The sequence below is a fragment of the Nonomuraea sp. NPDC049419 genome, from assembly GCF_040676995.1.
Classification (GTDB): Bacteria; Actinomycetota; Actinomycetes; order Streptosporangiales; family Streptosporangiaceae; genus Nonomuraea; species Nonomuraea salmonea.
The window spans coordinates 102700-117270 of the sequence record NZ_JBFAQB010000003.1; the positions used below are offsets into that span (position 1 = coordinate 102700).

At 73.1% G+C, this 14571-nt stretch carries 15 protein-coding genes; 6 read left to right on the forward strand and 9 right to left on the reverse strand.

Annotated features, from left to right (window positions below):
• Positions 1 to 8 precede the first annotated feature (8 nt).
• From AB0K12_RS10585 to AB0K12_RS10615, 7 genes are all read right to left on the reverse strand, one after another.
• Entirely contained in the window at positions 9 to 476 is a 468-nt protein-coding gene (locus tag AB0K12_RS10585) for a hypothetical protein (RefSeq protein WP_364558048.1), read from the reverse strand.
• Positions 477 to 677: 201 nt separating this feature from the next.
• Complete coding sequence (locus tag AB0K12_RS10590; RefSeq protein ID WP_364558050.1) at positions 678 to 1541, reverse strand: urease accessory protein UreD; 864 nt, start codon at positions 1539 to 1541, stop codon at positions 678 to 680.
• Between the two features lie 325 nt (positions 1542 to 1866).
• Positions 1867 to 2541: an urease accessory protein UreG gene (ureG, locus tag AB0K12_RS10595; RefSeq protein WP_364558053.1), complete on the reverse strand. Its 675-nt coding sequence runs from the start codon at positions 2539 to 2541 to the stop codon at positions 1867 to 1869.
• A 14-nt stretch (positions 2542 to 2555) separates the two neighbouring features.
• Positions 2556 to 3224, reverse strand: coding sequence for an urease accessory UreF family protein (locus AB0K12_RS10600; RefSeq protein WP_364558056.1), 669 nt, complete (start codon positions 3222 to 3224; stop codon positions 2556 to 2558).
• Complete coding sequence (locus tag AB0K12_RS10605) at positions 3224 to 4933, reverse strand: urease subunit alpha (protein WP_364558059.1); 1710 nt, start codon at positions 4931 to 4933, stop codon at positions 3224 to 3226. Before AB0K12_RS10605 ends, AB0K12_RS10600 begins: the two co-directional genes overlap by 1 nt.
• Positions 4926 to 5237, reverse strand: a complete 312-nt coding sequence (locus AB0K12_RS10610; RefSeq protein ID WP_364558061.1) for an urease subunit beta — start codon at positions 5235 to 5237, stop codon at positions 4926 to 4928. The genes AB0K12_RS10605 and AB0K12_RS10610 overlap by 8 nt, the downstream gene beginning before the upstream one ends.
• Positions 5234 to 5536, reverse strand: a complete 303-nt coding sequence (locus AB0K12_RS10615) for an urease subunit gamma (protein WP_355419214.1) — start codon at positions 5534 to 5536, stop codon at positions 5234 to 5236. Before AB0K12_RS10615 ends, AB0K12_RS10610 begins: the two co-directional genes overlap by 4 nt.
• Before the next feature lie 198 nt (positions 5537 to 5734).
• On the opposite strand from AB0K12_RS10615, the gene urtA reads away from it, so the two are divergent.
• Genes urtA through urtE form a run of 5 tightly spaced genes read left to right on the forward strand, consistent with a single transcriptional unit; the run spans position 5735 to position 10222 of the window.
• A complete protein-coding gene (gene urtA / locus AB0K12_RS10620; RefSeq protein ID WP_364558066.1) occupies positions 5735 to 6955 on the forward strand; it encodes an urea ABC transporter substrate-binding protein in 1221 nt (406 codons plus the stop codon).
• A complete protein-coding gene (urtB, locus tag AB0K12_RS10625; RefSeq protein WP_364558068.1) occupies positions 6955 to 7803 on the forward strand; it encodes an urea ABC transporter permease subunit UrtB in 849 nt (282 codons plus the stop codon). The genes urtA and urtB overlap by 1 nt, the downstream gene beginning before the upstream one ends.
• A complete protein-coding gene (gene urtC, locus AB0K12_RS10630) occupies positions 7800 to 8822 on the forward strand; it encodes an urea ABC transporter permease subunit UrtC (RefSeq protein ID WP_364558071.1) in 1023 nt (340 codons plus the stop codon). Before urtB ends, urtC begins: the two co-directional genes overlap by 4 nt.
• Positions 8806 to 9555, forward strand: a complete 750-nt coding sequence (gene urtD, locus AB0K12_RS10635) for an urea ABC transporter ATP-binding protein UrtD (protein WP_364558073.1) — start codon at positions 8806 to 8808, stop codon at positions 9553 to 9555. Before urtC ends, urtD begins: the two co-directional genes overlap by 17 nt.
• The gene (gene urtE / locus AB0K12_RS10640) at positions 9533 to 10222 is read left to right on the forward strand and encodes an urea ABC transporter ATP-binding subunit UrtE (RefSeq protein ID WP_364558076.1); all 690 of its coding nucleotides are present in this window, start codon (positions 9533 to 9535) and stop codon (positions 10220 to 10222) included. Before urtD ends, urtE begins: the two co-directional genes overlap by 23 nt.
• Positions 10223 to 10274: 52 nt before the next feature.
• Here urtE and AB0K12_RS10645 read toward each other — a convergent pair whose 3' ends face one another.
• Positions 10275 to 12857: a BTAD domain-containing putative transcriptional regulator gene (locus AB0K12_RS10645; RefSeq protein WP_364558078.1), complete on the reverse strand. Its 2583-nt coding sequence runs from the start codon at positions 12855 to 12857 to the stop codon at positions 10275 to 10277.
• Positions 12858 to 12880: 23 nt separating this feature from the next.
• Entirely contained in the window at positions 12881 to 13591 is a 711-nt protein-coding gene (locus AB0K12_RS10650; RefSeq protein WP_364558081.1) for a Mut7-C RNAse domain-containing protein, read from the reverse strand.
• Positions 13592 to 13624: 33 nt separating this feature from the next.
• On the opposite strand from AB0K12_RS10650, the gene AB0K12_RS10655 reads away from it, so the two are divergent.
• On the forward strand, positions 13625 to 14530 hold the full coding sequence (locus AB0K12_RS10655; protein ID WP_364558084.1) for a TAXI family TRAP transporter solute-binding subunit: 906 nt from the start codon (positions 13625 to 13627) through the stop codon (positions 14528 to 14530).
• Positions 14531 to 14571: the final 41 nt, after the last annotated feature.

Consider the following 14571-nt stretch of genomic DNA (forward strand, 5'->3'; position numbering starts at 1 on the left):
CGGGGCGGTCAGCGGCGCACCAGCGCGAGCACCGACAGCAGCACCACCGCGACCGCGCAGGCCAGCGCGGCGAACCAGCCCGACCTGATCACCGGCTCGATCGAGAGCAGGTCGCCGAGGTGGATGGAGACGCGGTCGCGCAGGCCGCCGTCGCCCATCACGAACGTCACCAGCACGAACACCGCCACGCTCCCCGGCACGATCGCCAGGGCGGCCAGGCGGGGGCGGGCGAGCAGGCCCGCCACGCCGCAGCCCACCGCGGTCAGGCCGGCCAGCAGGGTGTAGACGCCGAGCGGGTCGTCGATGCCGCGCACGTGGCTGGCCACGCCGGCGCCGAACAGGCTGCTGGTCGCCTGGAGGCCGGCCCACGGCAGGACCGCGCAGCACGCCAGGAGGGCTCCGGCCGCCAGCACCGCGAACGCGGGGCCGCGACCGAGGCGGGAACGGGTGGGCGCGGGCTTGAGGTCTTCGGCCACACGATCAGCGTAAGCCGGGGAAGGTCGCCTCACCACCGTACGCAACGGAGTCGTCACCGTGGCGCGGTAGAAGCGCGAGCCGATCACCTGGCAGCGGACCCGTCATCCGGCTGCGGACCGGTCATCCGGCGTCCGTCCAGGGGTGGCACGGTCACCGGGTGGCGGGTGGAGGGCTTGGCGTCCGTCCAGGCGTGGGCGCGGTCACGGGGTGGCGAGTGGGAGTGCTTGGCGTTCGCCCCACTCCAGGCGGGTGCGGAGCTGGACGGCGTCGTCGGCCAATGCCGACACCAGGGTGCCTGGGGCGGCCAGGGGGAGGACGGCGACGCCCTCGGCCACCGCCGCCGGGGCCTGGGCGGTCATGAACGTCGTGCCGACGCAGCGGGCGCTGCCGTACACGGCGGGGGAGCCGTCGAGGGCCGGGTCGCCGACCGTGAACTCCTGCCTGAGCAGCGGCACGCCGTCGCGGGTGGCGTCGAAGCGGGCATGGCAGCGGCCGGACGGCTCTCCGTGGCGGCCGAAGACGATCTCCTCGCGCCACAGCACCGTCGCGTCCTGCTCCAGGGTGAGGCGTACGTGGAGGCGGTGGTCGCTGCGGGCGGCCAGGACGGTCGGCTCGGGGACGAACCTGAGCGTCGCCCCCGCACCGACGTGCGCGGTGACCACCATCGTGGACGGCCCGTCACCGGGCAGCACAAGGGTGGCGGCCACCGACCTCAACTCCAGCGTCGTGCCGGGCGCGACCCGCAGGTCCAAGTGCAGCCGATCACCACCGAGCGGCCCGGCCGCGGTGGACACCAGATGCACGGTGTGCGGCCCCGTCTGCCGCAACGTGAGCGGCGGCGCGGAAGCCAACCGCCGCAGCACCGTACGCCCCCCAGCCCCGGCAACGGTCTCCACCACCGCCACCGCACGCATCCCCCGCCCCCCGGCCTCCCCGGCGTCCACCGCCGGGGTGTCCGGTGCCATGGTCTCGATCGCGGTCAGGGTCTGTGTGTCGGGCGCGCCGGTCTCGGCGGCGGTCGCCGTCCGCGTGTCCCGCGCGCCGGTCCCCACGCTTGTCCTCACCTGCGCCTCTCTTGCACCGCTCGGCACGACGGCCGCTGTCCGCGTGTCCCGCGCGCCGCTGTCCACCCCGTTCCCCACCCGCTCTTCCCGCACCCCCGCCCCGCGCGCCGGCCCGCGTTCAGCGGTCCTCTTCGCGAAGCGCGTGGTCTCGGTGAAAGCGGGTGATGCGGTGGTGGGGTCGGTGGTGCGGGGAGCGTCAGGCCTGGTTGCGGCCGGCGAGGCAGGACGCGATGGGGCTTCGGGGTCGGGCCGTGGTGGCGCGGATGAGTCGCCGGGCGGGGTGTCGGGCAGGTTGGTGGGCAGGTGGTGGCAGCGTGGAGGGGGTTCATGAGACGGGGGTGGCGTGGGAGTGGGACCAGGCGCGGACCTCGTCCCTGACCCAGCCGGCCACCGTGTCGGCCGTCGGGTCCTGGCGGATCGAGGTGAACAGCACCGGCCGCTCCCCGCGTACGGCCGCCGCGTCCCGCGCCATGACGCCGAGGTCGGCGCCCACCATCGGCGCGAGGTCCGTCTTGTTGACGACCAGGAGGTCGGCCGTCGTGACGCCGGGACCGCCCTTGCGCGGGACCTTGTCGCCGCCCGACACGTCGAGGACGAAGATTTGCCGGTCGGCCAGCCCGCGGCTGAAGGTGGCGGTGAGGTTGTCGCCGCCGCTCTCCACGATCACCAGGTCGAGCGGCCCGAACCGGTATTCGAGGGTCTCGACGGCGTCGAGGTTGGCGGCGATGTCGTCGCGGATCGCCGTGTGCGGGCAGCAGCCGGTCTCGACGGCCAGGATGCGCTCCTCGTCGAGGACGCCCGCGCGGCGCAGGAAGTCGGCGTCCTCGGTGGTGTAGATGTCGTTGGTCACCACGCCCAGCGACAGGGTCGGGCCGAGCGTCCGGCACAGGGCCGCGACCAGGGCCGTCTTGCCGCTGCCCACCGGCCCGCCCACGCCGAGGCGCAGCGCGCGGCCGCGGCCGTCGGGCGTGTGGTGGTGGTCGTCGTGATTGGCTCCCATGGTGGGGTCCTTTCCTAGGAGACGAAGAGCCTGACCTCGGCCTGAGCGTGCTGCTCGGCGAGGAGGTCGAGGGCGGGTGCGGAGTGCGCGGGCAACGAGTCCCACCCGGAGGTGGATCCGGCGCGGGCGGCGATCGCGGACAGGTCGGGGGTGAGGCCGGCGAGCAGGGCGTGCACGGCGACGGGGTCGAGGCCGAGCAGGCGTACGGCGGCGGTGGCGGGCGCGGTGATCGCGTGGTAGGCGGCCGCCAGCGCGGCCTCCTCGGAGGTGGCGCCGGCGACGTGGGCCGCCGCGCCGAGGGCGATGGGGTGGTGCGGATCGCGTACGGCCCGTCCCAGCTCCTCCAGCACGGACGACGGCCACACCCGGCGGGCGACCCGCAGCAGCAGCCTGCCCTGGGTGCGGGAGGCGTCGCGCTGGGCGGGGGACGAGGTCCTGGCGTCCACCTCGGCGTCCAGCTCCGCCCACCGCCGCGCGCCAGGGGTGGCGGCGTGGGTGCGGGCGGCGGCCGTCAGCGCGGCGGCGACCGCGCCTGCGGTGTGCAGGCGCCCGCGCAGGAACGCGGCCAGCGACGGCGCGTCGTGCACCGAGCCCGCCGCGACGGCGCGCTCGACGCCGCCCGAGTGGGCGTGGCCGCCCGCGGGGAGCCTGGAGTCGGTGAGGAGCAGCAGGGACGGGTTCATCAGAAGAGGAAGTAGCGCTGGGCCATGGGCAGGGACGTGGCGGGGGCGGGCTCGATCAGCTCGCCGTCGATGCGGACCTCGAAGGTGTCGGGAGCGACGTCGATCCGGGGGAGCGCGTCGTTGAGCGGCATGGCGGCCTTGCCGCGCCGGCGTACGTCGGCCGTGGGCGCGAGCCTGCGGCGGACATCGAGCCGGTCGGCGAGGCCGGACTCCAGGGCGAGCGGCGCGACGAAGTGCAGGGAGGTCGCGGCGGCGGTGACGGGGGAGGCGCCGAACATGGGGCGCGGCAGCACCGGCTGGGGCGTGGGGATGGAGGCGTTGGCGTCGCCCATCTGTGCCCAGGCGACGACGCCGCCCTTGAGCACGAGGTCGGGTTTGACCCCGAAGAAGGCCGGGTCCCACAGGACGAGGTCGGCGAGCTTGCCGCGCTCGACGGAGCCGAGCTCGCCGTCGAGGCCGTGGGCGACGGCGGGGCAGATGGTGTATTTGGCGATGTAGCGGCGGGCCCGCAGGTTGTCGGCGGGGCCGTCGCCGAGCTGCCCCCGGCGGGCCTTCATGACGTGGGCGGTCTGCCACGTACGGATGATCGTCTCGCCGATGCGTCCCATGGCCTGGGAGTCGGAGCCGATCATGGAGATGGCCCCGAGGTCGTGCAGCACGTCTTCGGCCGCCATCGTGCCGGGCCTGATGCGGGACTCGGCGAAGGCGAGGTCCTCGGGGATGGCCGGGTTGAGATGGTGGCAGACCATCAGCATGTCGAGGTGCTCGTCGAGGGTGTTGACGGTGTGGGGTCTCGTGGGGTTGGTGGAGGAGGGCAGCACGTTGGCGTAGGAGGCGGCGCGGATGATGTCGGGCGCGTGCCCGCCGCCGGCCCCTTCGGTGTGGTACGCGTGAATCGTCCGGTCACCGATGGCCTTGAGCGTCGATTCGAGGAAGCCGGCCTCGTTCAGCGTGTCGGTGTGGATCGTGACCTGCACGCCGGAGGCGTCGGCCACGCTCAGGCAGGCGTCGATGGCGGCCGGGGTGGTGCCCCAGTCCTCGTGCAGCTTGAAGCCGGAGGCGCCGGCCCTGAGCTGCTCGGCCAGACCCTCGGTGCTGACCGTGTTGCCCTTGCCGAGGAGGGCGAAGTTCAGCGGGTAGGCGTCGAGGGACTCGAGCATGCGGCCGAGGTACCAGGTGCCGGTGACGGTGGTGGCCTTGGTGCCCTCGACGGGCCCGGTGCCGCCCCCGACGATCGTCGTGACACCGGACCCGATGGCCTCGTCGAGGAGCTGCGGGCAGATGAGGTGGACGTGGGAGTCGACGGCCCCGGCGGTGAGGATCTTGCCGTTGCCCGCCAGCACTTCGGTGGACGGGCCGATGACGATGTCGACGCCGTCCATCGTGTCGGGGTTGCCGGCCTTGCCGACGGCGGCGATGCGGCCGTCGCGGATGCCCACGTCGGCCTTGATCACGCCCCAGTGGTCGAGGATGACCGCGCCGGTGATGACGAGGTCGGCGGCGCCGTCGGCGCGGGTGGTCCTGGCCTGGCCCATGGACTCGCGGATGACCTTGCCGCCGCCGAAGACGGCTTCGTCGCCGGCGCCCGCCGCGCCCATGGACAGGTCGTCGGTGACCTCGATGAACAGGTCGGTGTCGGCCAGCCGGACGCGGTCGCCGGTGGTGGGGCCGTAGAGGGCGGCGTACCGCTCGCGGGACAGCTCAGTCATCGAGCGGCCCCGCCCACTCGGGCCGCAGCCCGGGGACGACCCGGAGCCCGGCCAGCGGCACGAGCGTCACGTCGCGCTCGACGCCGGGCTCGAACCTGACGGCGGTGCCGGCGGGCACGTCGAGCCGCATGCCCCTGGCCGCCCGCCGGTCGAAGTCGAGGCCGGGGTTGGCGGCGGCGAAGTGGTAGTGGGAGCCCACCTGGACGGGCCGGTCGGCGGTGTTGACCACGCGGATCGTCACCCGCTCGCGGCCCGGGTTGAGCGGGATCGCGCCTTCGGGGTGGACGTACTCGCCGGGGATCACGGGATCGGCCTGTGGACGGTGACGAGCTTCGTGCCGTCGGGGAACGTGGCCTCGATCTGCACGCTCTCCAGCATCTCCGGCACGCCCTCCATGACGTCGGCGCGGCCGAGCACCGACCGGCCCGCCTCCATCAGGTCGGCCACGCTGCGCCCGTCTCTGGCGCCTTCCATGAGGAACGAGGCGATGATGGCGGTAGCCTCGGGATGGTTGAGCCGCAGGCCCCTGGCCCGCCGCTCACGCGCCACCCCGGCGGCGACATGGATGAGCAGCCGCTCCTGCTCGTGTGAGGTAAGCCGCATGGCCGGACCATAGGAACCGGCCGTTTCCGCCCTGTTGCCGGTCGATGTCGTGTTGGTTTCGTGCCCTGGCGAGCACCGACATGACGGGTTATGTGCGCTTGTGAAGACTCGGCAATCGCCAATTAACCTTCGAGATCTGAAGGCGAAATGTCGCGGAGTCACCTTTCTCGCAGTACTGGTCGGCAGGAAGGAACGGCTGTGCGCATCTCCCGCCCGATTGCCCGCGCGCTCGTCCCCGCGCTCCTCGTCACAACCTTAGCGGCGTGCGGATCGGACGCCGGACCCGCCGCCTCGTCCAACGAGATCAAGGTCGGTCTCCTGCACTCGCTGAGCGGCACGATGGCGATCAGCGAGGTCACCGTCCGCGACGCCGAACTGCTCGCCATCGACGAGATCAACAAGGCCGGCGGCGTGCTCGGCAAGAAACTCGTCCCCGTCGTGGAGGACGGCGCCTCCGACTGGCCGACCTTCGCCGAGAAGGCGACGAAGCTGATCAGGCAGGACAAGGTGGCCACCGTGTTCGGCGGCTGGACGTCGGCGAGCAGGAAGGCGATGCTGCCGGTCTTCGAGCGGTACAAGGCGCTGCTGTGGTATCCGGTGCAGTACGAAGGGCTGGAGAGCTCGCCGTACATCTTCTACACCGGCGCCACCACCAACCAGCAGATCATCCCCGGCCTCGACTACCTGAAGGAGCAGGGCAAGAAGAAGCTGTTCCTGGTGGGCAGCGACTACGTCTTCCCGCGTACGGCCAACAAGATCATCAAGGCGTACGCCGCCGCGAACGGCATGGAGATCCTCGGCGAGGAGTACACCCCGCTCGGCCACACCGAATACTCCACGCTGACCAACAAGGTCGTCCAGGCCAAGCCCGACGCCGTGTTCAACACGCTCAACGGCGACAGCAACGTGGCCTTCTTCAAGCAGCTCAAGAGCGCGGGCGTCAGCGCGGGGACCATGCCGGTGCTGTCGGTGAGCGTCGCCGAGGAGGAGGTCACCGGCATCGGCGTGGACAACATCGCCGGCCACCCCGTCGCCTGGAACTACTACCAGACCACCGACACCGCGGCCAACGAGGCGTTCGTCAAGGCGTACAAGGCGAAGTACGGCCAGAACAAGGTCACCTCCGACCCGATGGAGGCCGGCTACAACGCCGTCTACCTGTGGGCCGAGGCCGTCAAGAAGGCCGGCACGACCGAGGTGGAGGCGGTCAAGAAGGCCGCGCCCGGCATCGCGCTCGAACGCCCCGAGGGCCTGGTCACCATCGACGGCGAGAACCAGCACATGTACAAGACCGCCCGCATCGGCATCATCCAGCCCGACGGCCTGATCAAGCAGGTGTGGGACTCGGGCGAGCCGATCAAGCCAGACCCGTACCTCAAGGGCTACGCGTGGGCGGGCGGCCTGGCGGCGGGTCAGTGATGTCGGCCTTCGTCAACCAGCTTCCCATCGGGCTGTCCATCGGGGCGGTGCTGCTGCTGATCGCGCTCGGCCTGACGTTCACGTTCGGGCAGATGGGCGTGATCAACATGGCGCACGGCGAGTTCATCATGGCCGGGGCCTACACCGCGTTCCTGCTGCAGGACCTCGTGCTCGCGCTGCCGGTCGCGTTCCTGGTGGCCGGGGTGATGGGGCTGATCCTGGAACGGGCCGCGATCCGCCACTTCTACGGCAGGCCGCTGGACACGCTGCTGCTCACCTGGGGCGTCAGCCTGGTGCTGCAGCAGCTCGCCCGCGACCTGTTCGGCGCGCCCAACGTGCAGGTGCCCGCCCCCTCGTGGCTGGCGGGCGGGGTCGGCATCCTGCCCTACAACCGGCTGTTCATCATGGCGCTGGCGGTGGCCGGCGTGGTGGGGGTCTGGGCGTACCTCACGCGCACCGGCCTCGGCCGCAGGACGCAGGCCGTGGTGCAGAACCGGCAGCTCGCCGCCACCAGCGGCATCGACACCGGCCGGGTGGACATGCTGACGTTCTTCATCGGCTCCGGCCTCGCCGGCCTCGCCGGGGTGGCGCTGACGCTCATCGGCCCGGTCGGGCCGGCGCTCGGCACGTACTACATCGTCGACGCCTTCCTCGTCGTCGTGGCAGGCGGGCTCGGGCAGCTGCGCGGCGCGGTGCTCGCCGCCGTCGGCCTGGGCCTGCTGAACTCCTACGCCGAGTTCTGGTCGGACGCCTCGCTGGCCAAGGTCATCGTGTTCGCCGTCATCATCGCGTTCCTGCAGATCAGGCCGCAGGGGATGTTCGTGCTCAGGTCGAGGGTGCTGACGTGATCAAACGCAACCTTCCCTTCGCGACCATCGCGGTGATCGCGCTGATCGCCGCGCCGCTGCTGCTGGAGCCGTTCCGGCTCGGGCTGCTCGCCAAATACCTGTGCTACGCGATCGTCGCGCTCGGCATCGGGCTGGCCTGGGGGCAGGGCGGCATGCTGACCCTCGGGCAGGGCGTCTTCTTCGGGCTCGGCGGCTACTCGATGGCGATGTACCTCAAGCTCCACGAGGCCGGGCCGGGCCAGCTGCCCGACTTCATGGTGTGGAGCGGGGTGGAGGAGCTGCCCGCGCTGTGGACACCGTTCGCCAACCCGGTCTTCGCGGTGGCGATGGCGGTCCTGGGGCCCGTGGCGCTCGCGGTGCTGCTCGGCACGCTGGTCTTCCGCCAGCGCGTACGCGGTGCGTACTTCGCGATCCTCACCCAGGCGCTGGCCGCCGCCATGGTCATCCTGCTGGTCGGGCAGCAGGGCCTGACCGGCGGCACCAACGGCATGACGAACTTCTTCGAGCTGTTCGGCCAGGACCTCGCCGACGACTCCACCCAGCGCGGCCTCTACCTGGTCGTCGCGGGCGTGCTCGGCGTGCTCTACCTGGCCACCAGGCAGCTGGTGAACAGCCGGTACGGCCGGCTGCTCGTCGCCGTACGCGACGGCGAGGACAGGGTGCGCTTCCTCGGCTACGACCCTGCCCTGGTCAAGACCGTGACCTTCGCCCTCTCGGCGGGCATGGCGGGGCTCGCGGGCGCCTTGTTCGTCCCGGTCGTCGGCATCATCTCGCCGGCCCTGCTCGGCGTCGTGCCGTCACTGGAGCTGGTCGTGGCGGTGGCCGTGGGCGGGCGGCACGCGCTGGCCGGGGCCGTGCTCGGCGCGGTCGTCATGGGTTACGCCAAGACCGCGTTCAGCGAGCAGTTCGCCGACGGCTGGCTCTACTTGCAGGGAGCGCTCTTCATCCTGGTCATGACGCTGGCCCCGAGAGGGATCGTGGGCCTGGCAGGGAGGCTGCGACGTGCTCGAACTACGTGACGTCCAGGTCGTGTTCGACGGGTTCCGCGCGCTCGACGGCGTGGACCTGACCGTGCCCGAGGGCGAGCTGCGCTTCCTCATCGGGCCCAACGGGGCGGGCAAGACCACGCTCATCGACGTGATCACGGGGCTGACCAGGCCGGCGGCCGGCACCGTGCGCTTCGGCGGCCAGGACCTCGTCGGCCGGAAGGAGCACCAGATCGTCCGGATGGGCGTCGGCCGCACGTTCCAGACGTCGGTGGTGTTCGAGGCGCTCACCGTGCTGGAGAACCTCGACCTCGCCGCCACCTTCCGCAAGCCGCTGTGGACGCTCGCGCGACGGCGCGACGGCGTGTCGGAGGCCGTGGAGGAGGCGCTGGCCAGAACGGGTCTCGAAGAGCTCGCCGGACGTTCAGCCGGCGTTCTCTCGCACGGCCAGCGCCAGTGGCTCGAGATCGGCATGCTGCTGGCACAGCGGCCCCGGCTGCTGCTCCTGGACGAGCCGGTCGCCGGCATGTCCAAGGACGAACGCGAACGCACCGGCGAGCTGCTCACCCAGATCGCCGACGACCACACGGTGATCGTGGTCGAGCACGACATGGAGTTCCTGCGGCGGCACGCCTCGACGGTGACCGTGCTGCACGAGGGCAAGGTGCTCGTGGAGGGATCGGTCGAGCAGGTCAGCGCCGACCCCCGCGTGCAGGAGGTCTACCTGGGGAGGAGGACAGGGGATGCTGTCGGTAACCGGCCTTGAGTCCGGCTACGGGCGGGCCCGCGTGCTGTTCGGGGTCTCGGTGGAGGTCGGGCCAGGGCAGCTCGTGTGCGTCATGGGACGTAACGGCGTGGGCAAGACCACGCTGCTCAACACCGTCATGGGGGTGCTGCCCGCGACGGCGGGCACGGTGACGTTCGACGGCCGCGACGTCACCAGGCTCAAGCCGCACGAGCGGGTGCGCCTCGGCATGGGGTACGTCCCCCAGGGCCACCAGTGCTTCCCGCAGCTGTCGGTGCTGGGCAACCTGCTGGTCACCGTCGAGGCCGCCAAGCAGCCCAGGTCGGCCGTGGACGAGGCGCTCGACCTCTTCCCCGCGCTGCGCCCGCTGCTCAAGCGCAGCGCCGGGCACCTGTCGGGCGGCCAGCAGCAGCAGCTCGCGATGGCCCGCGCGCTGGTGACCAGGCCGCGCATGCTCATCCTGGACGAGCCGACCGAGGGCATCCAGCCGTCGATCATCCTGGAGATCGAGGCGGCCATCGAGCGGCTGCACGCGTCGGGGCTGGCGGTGCTGCTGGTCGAGCAGTACCTGGACATCGCACTGCGGCTGGCCGACACGTTCGTGATCCTCGACGCGGGCCACGTCGTGAGCACCGGCACGGCCGAGGAGCTGCACAGGGAGGACGTCCAGCGCCTCCTGGCCGTCTGACCTCGCCGCCCGGCGTGGCCGGTGGCGGGGCGGGGGCGCTCAAAGACGGCGGTCAGCGGGGCGGGGTGCGGGCCAGGAAAGCGCGGGCGTTGGCGGCGCCGCGCTGGTCGCCGGTCTCGTCGAACACCTCCAGCGCCGCGCCCGCCAGCTCGGCGGCCCGCCCCGCCGCGCCCTCCGCCCGGTTCACCCCGGCCAGGGCCAGCAGGGCGTAGGCGTCGAGCAGCCGGTCGCCGAGGCGTACGGCGATGCCCCTGGCCTGCTCGGCGGCGGCCCTGGCGGCCGGCTTGGCGGCCTGCGCCAGGCGCACGGCGGACAGGTCGAGCAGCGCGTCGGCCTGCCGGTGCCGGTCGCCCAGCTTGGCCAGCCCCTCGACGGCGGCGAGCAGGCGGTCGGCGGCCTCGTCGAGGCGGCCCGCGCGGCGCAGCACCTCGCCCAGCACCCGGTCGGCGTCGGCCTCGTCGCGCACGTTGCCGGCGGCCTCGCGGCACCGCCGTAGCGTCTCCTCGGCCGCGTCGAGCCGGCCCAGCTCCAGGTGGACGCGGCCGAGCCGGAGCCGCACCCGGTTCGCGTGGCGGGCCCCGCCGTGGCGCAGGCACGTCTCCAGCGCCGGCCGCAGCACCTCCTCGGCCTGGTCCCACCGCCGCTCCGCCAGGTGCAGGTCGCCCAGGTCGAGCAGGACGAGCCCGGCACCCTGGTCGTCGCCCGCCCGGCGCGCCGACGCGAGGCCGAGCCCGGCCACCGTCCGCCAGTCGTCGAGGAACCTGTGCCGCTCCAGGAACGGCGCCAGCAGGTGGCCGAGCCGCCAGCACTCCTCGTCGAGCCCCGCCGCGTGCAGGTCGGCGACCAGGCTGAGCAGGAACGCGCGCTCGGCGGCCAGCCACTCCACCGACTCCCTGATGTCCCGCGTGGCGACCGCCGTCTCGGGATCGCCCGACACCAGTGAGAACCGCGAGGCTCGCACCCGCGCCAGCGCCGCCGCCGCCACCTTCGCCGGCACGCCGGGCACCGGCTGCTCGCGGGCGAACAGCCGGGTCAGGTCGTGCATCCGGTAGCGGACCTGGCCTGCGACGTCGACCCCGTACGTCTCCAGCAGCCCCGCGTCCACCAGTGCCTCCGCCTGCCCGCCGAGCAGCTCGGTCACCCAGTCGGCGACGTCGGGCGCGGACAGGGCGCCGAGGCCGCGCAGCGTCAGCTTGGCGGGCTCGGGCAGGCCGTCGAAGCCGATCGCGAGCACGCTGCGCACGGTCTGGTCGCCCGCGTGCAGCCGGTCGAGCCGCCCCTGCTCGTCCTCCAGCAGCCGCACGAGGTAGCCGACCGTCCACTCGGGGCGGGCCGCCAGCCGGGAGGCCGCGATGCGCAGCGCGAGCGGCAGCCCGCCGCACAGCCGCGCCAGCCGCGGCCAGGACTCGTCGCCCGCGTCCCTGCCGGAGCCCGCGATCAGCAGCTCCAGCGCCTCCTTCTCGTCGAGCACCCCGACCGACAGCCGCCGCGCCCCGGTCAGGCCGCCGAGCGGGGACCGGCTGGTCACGACCGTCGGGCAGGCCGACAGCAGCGGGCGCACCTGGGCCTCGTCCGCCGCGTTGTCGAGCAGCACCAGCATCGACCGGTTGGCGGCGTACGTGCGGAACAGCCGGGCCCGCTGCTCCAGCGAAGCCGGGATGGCCTGGGCCGGGCAGCCCAGCCAGCGCAGGAAGTCCTCGAGGACGGCGGCCGGTGCCGTGGTCTCGCGCAGGTCGGCGTACAGGATGCCGTCGGAGAAGTCCGCGCGGCGCAGCCAGGCCGCGTGCACGGCCAGCGCCGACTTGCCCGCGCCGGCCTGCCCGTGCACCACCACCTGCTCGCCGATCACCCGCTCCAGCAGTCCTGCACGGCCGGTGAAGCCGCTGACGTCGGGCGGCAGCAGCACCGGCGGGCCCGCCGACACGTGCAGGGAGACGTCGTCGTGCAGCATGCGGTGGTAGAGCAGCTGCAGCTCGGGGTCGGGCTCGATGGCGTGGCCGCCGTCGAGCCTGTCGCGCAGCACCGCGTACGCCGCCAGCGCCTCGACCCGCCGCCCGCTGCGGTAGAGGGCCAGCATGTACTGGCCGCGGAAGCGCTGCCACGTCGGGTGGAGCCGGGTCAGCTGCTTCAGCTCGGCCAGCAGCTCGCGGTGCCGCCCGGCCTCGAGGTCGGCCTGCACCCGGCGCTCCAGCGCGAGCAGCCGCAGCTCGTCCAGCTCCTCGCGCAGCCGGCGCGTCTCTGCCCACCGCGCGCCCTCGGGGTCGACGTCCTCCAGCGCCTCGCCGCGCCACAGCGCCAGCGCCTCCTCGTTCGCGCCCCTGTCGACCAGCAGCCGGAACCTGTCGACGTCGAGCAGGCCGTCGCCCAGCGCCAGCACGTAGGAGCCGGACACGGTCGTGATCACGTCTTTGCCGACCAGCCGCCGCAGCTCGCCCACGTAGCCGCGGACCAGGGAGTCGGACCTGTCGCCGCCCTCGCTCGCCCATAACAGCCTGCGCAGCCGCTCGACCGTCAGCGGATGGCCCGCGTGCAGCAGGAACAGGGCGAGCAGGTCGCGGTGCTTGGGCACGGTCGGGGTGCGGTCGCGGCCCTCGGCGTCGAGCACCGCGAGCGGCCCCATGATGCGGAACTCCATGCGACCCTCCATCGTCGCCCGGCTCACGCGGACCAGGCGGTGGCCATGCGGACGATCTCCTCCAGGTGGCCGCTGTGCGCGCCGTGCCAGTAGACCTGGCCGCACGAGCCGCAGCGGCCGTAGGCGTCGTAGGAGCGCCGGGTGCCCGCCTCCAGCAGCGGCTCCACCTCGTCCTTCGTCACCGGCCGCAGCACGCCGTTGCAGGCGGTGCAGCGGGTCCACGGGCGCAGCGGCGGCGCGAAGCGCTCCAGCAGGTCGCGCAGCTGGTCGGAGGGGGCCAAGCCGCGGACGTACGCGCCCAGCCACAGCGCGCGGCGGCGCAGCAGGCCGCGGTCCTGGGTGAGCAGCACCCGCCGCTCCTCGTTGGCCTGCACCACGAGCGCCGGGTCGTCCATGTCGTTGTGGTAGGCGGTGTCGACGCCGAGCAGCCGCAGCCGCCGGGCCAGCGTGCCGAGATGCACGTCGAGCAGGAACTTCGGCTCGCCTGGCAGCGGCTGGGGGCGCGGCACCGGGTGCACCTCCACCTCGTCGCCCGGCGCGAGCAGGTGGGATGGCGGGACGCCCCGGCCGCCCGCCAGCATCGGCCCCACCTCCGTCAGCGGCACGCCCAGCGACTCGACGTGGTGGCCGAGCGTGGCGGTGCCGTCGGGGGTGACCTCCTGCCACTCCTGGCGGCGGCTCGCGGGCAGGAACATCGTCAGCTCTGGGGAGATGCGCAGGCGTGCGATCGTCACGCGTCCATTCTCCGCCACCGGATAGCGTGAATCATGCCCGTTTCCCGCCGCTCCTTCCTCGGCCTGGCCCTGCTCGCCGCCGGCTGCTCGGGCGGCGGCGCGGACCTGCCGGAGTTGCGGCTGGCCACGGGCCTCGCGGGCGGTCCCTACGGCGCGCTCGGCGACCGGCTCGCCGAGGAGTTGCGGCGTGACGGGCGGCGGGTCAGGGTGCTGCGCACCGCCGCCAGCGTGGAGAACCTCACGATGATGACCGACGGGCGGGCCGACGTGGGGTTCGCGCTGGCCGACAGCGCCGACGACGCCGTCCGCGTACGCCGGCAGCCCGTCTCCGCCCTGGCCCGGATGTACATGAACTACGTGCACCTGGTCGTCGCCAAGGACTCCGCGATCACCGGGCCGGGGCAGCTCGCCGGGCGGGCCGTGTCCATCGGGCTCGACGGCTCCGGCACCGCCGTCACCGCCGCCCGCGTGCTGGCCGTCGCCGGGCTGGAGACCCCGCCCCGCGTCTCCAGGCTCGGGCTCGACCCGTCGATCAAGGCGCTGCGCGACGGGCGGGTCGAGGCGTTCTTCTGGTCGGGAGGGGTGCCCACGCCCGCCCTTGAGGCGCTGCCCGACATCCGCCTGGTGCCGCTGGAGCCGCTGGTGCCGGAGCTGCGGCGCCGCTACGGGCCCGTCTACGAGCACGCGTCCGTGCCCGCCGGCGCGTACGGGGCCGTCAGGGCGGTGCCGACCGTGGGCACCCCTAGCTACCTGATGTGCCGGACCTCGCTGCCCGAGGACACCGCGTACACGATCACCGAGACGCTCTTCCTGGCCCGCGACCGGCTCCAGGCGCCGTCGGCGCCCGGCGGGCGGCTGGACAAGCGCTACGCCATCGGCACCGGCGTCGTGAGCCTGCACCCGGGCGCCGCACGCTACTACCGCTCGGTCTACGGCTGAGCCAGGTGCAGCGCTTGCGCTACGGCTGAGCCAGGTGCAGC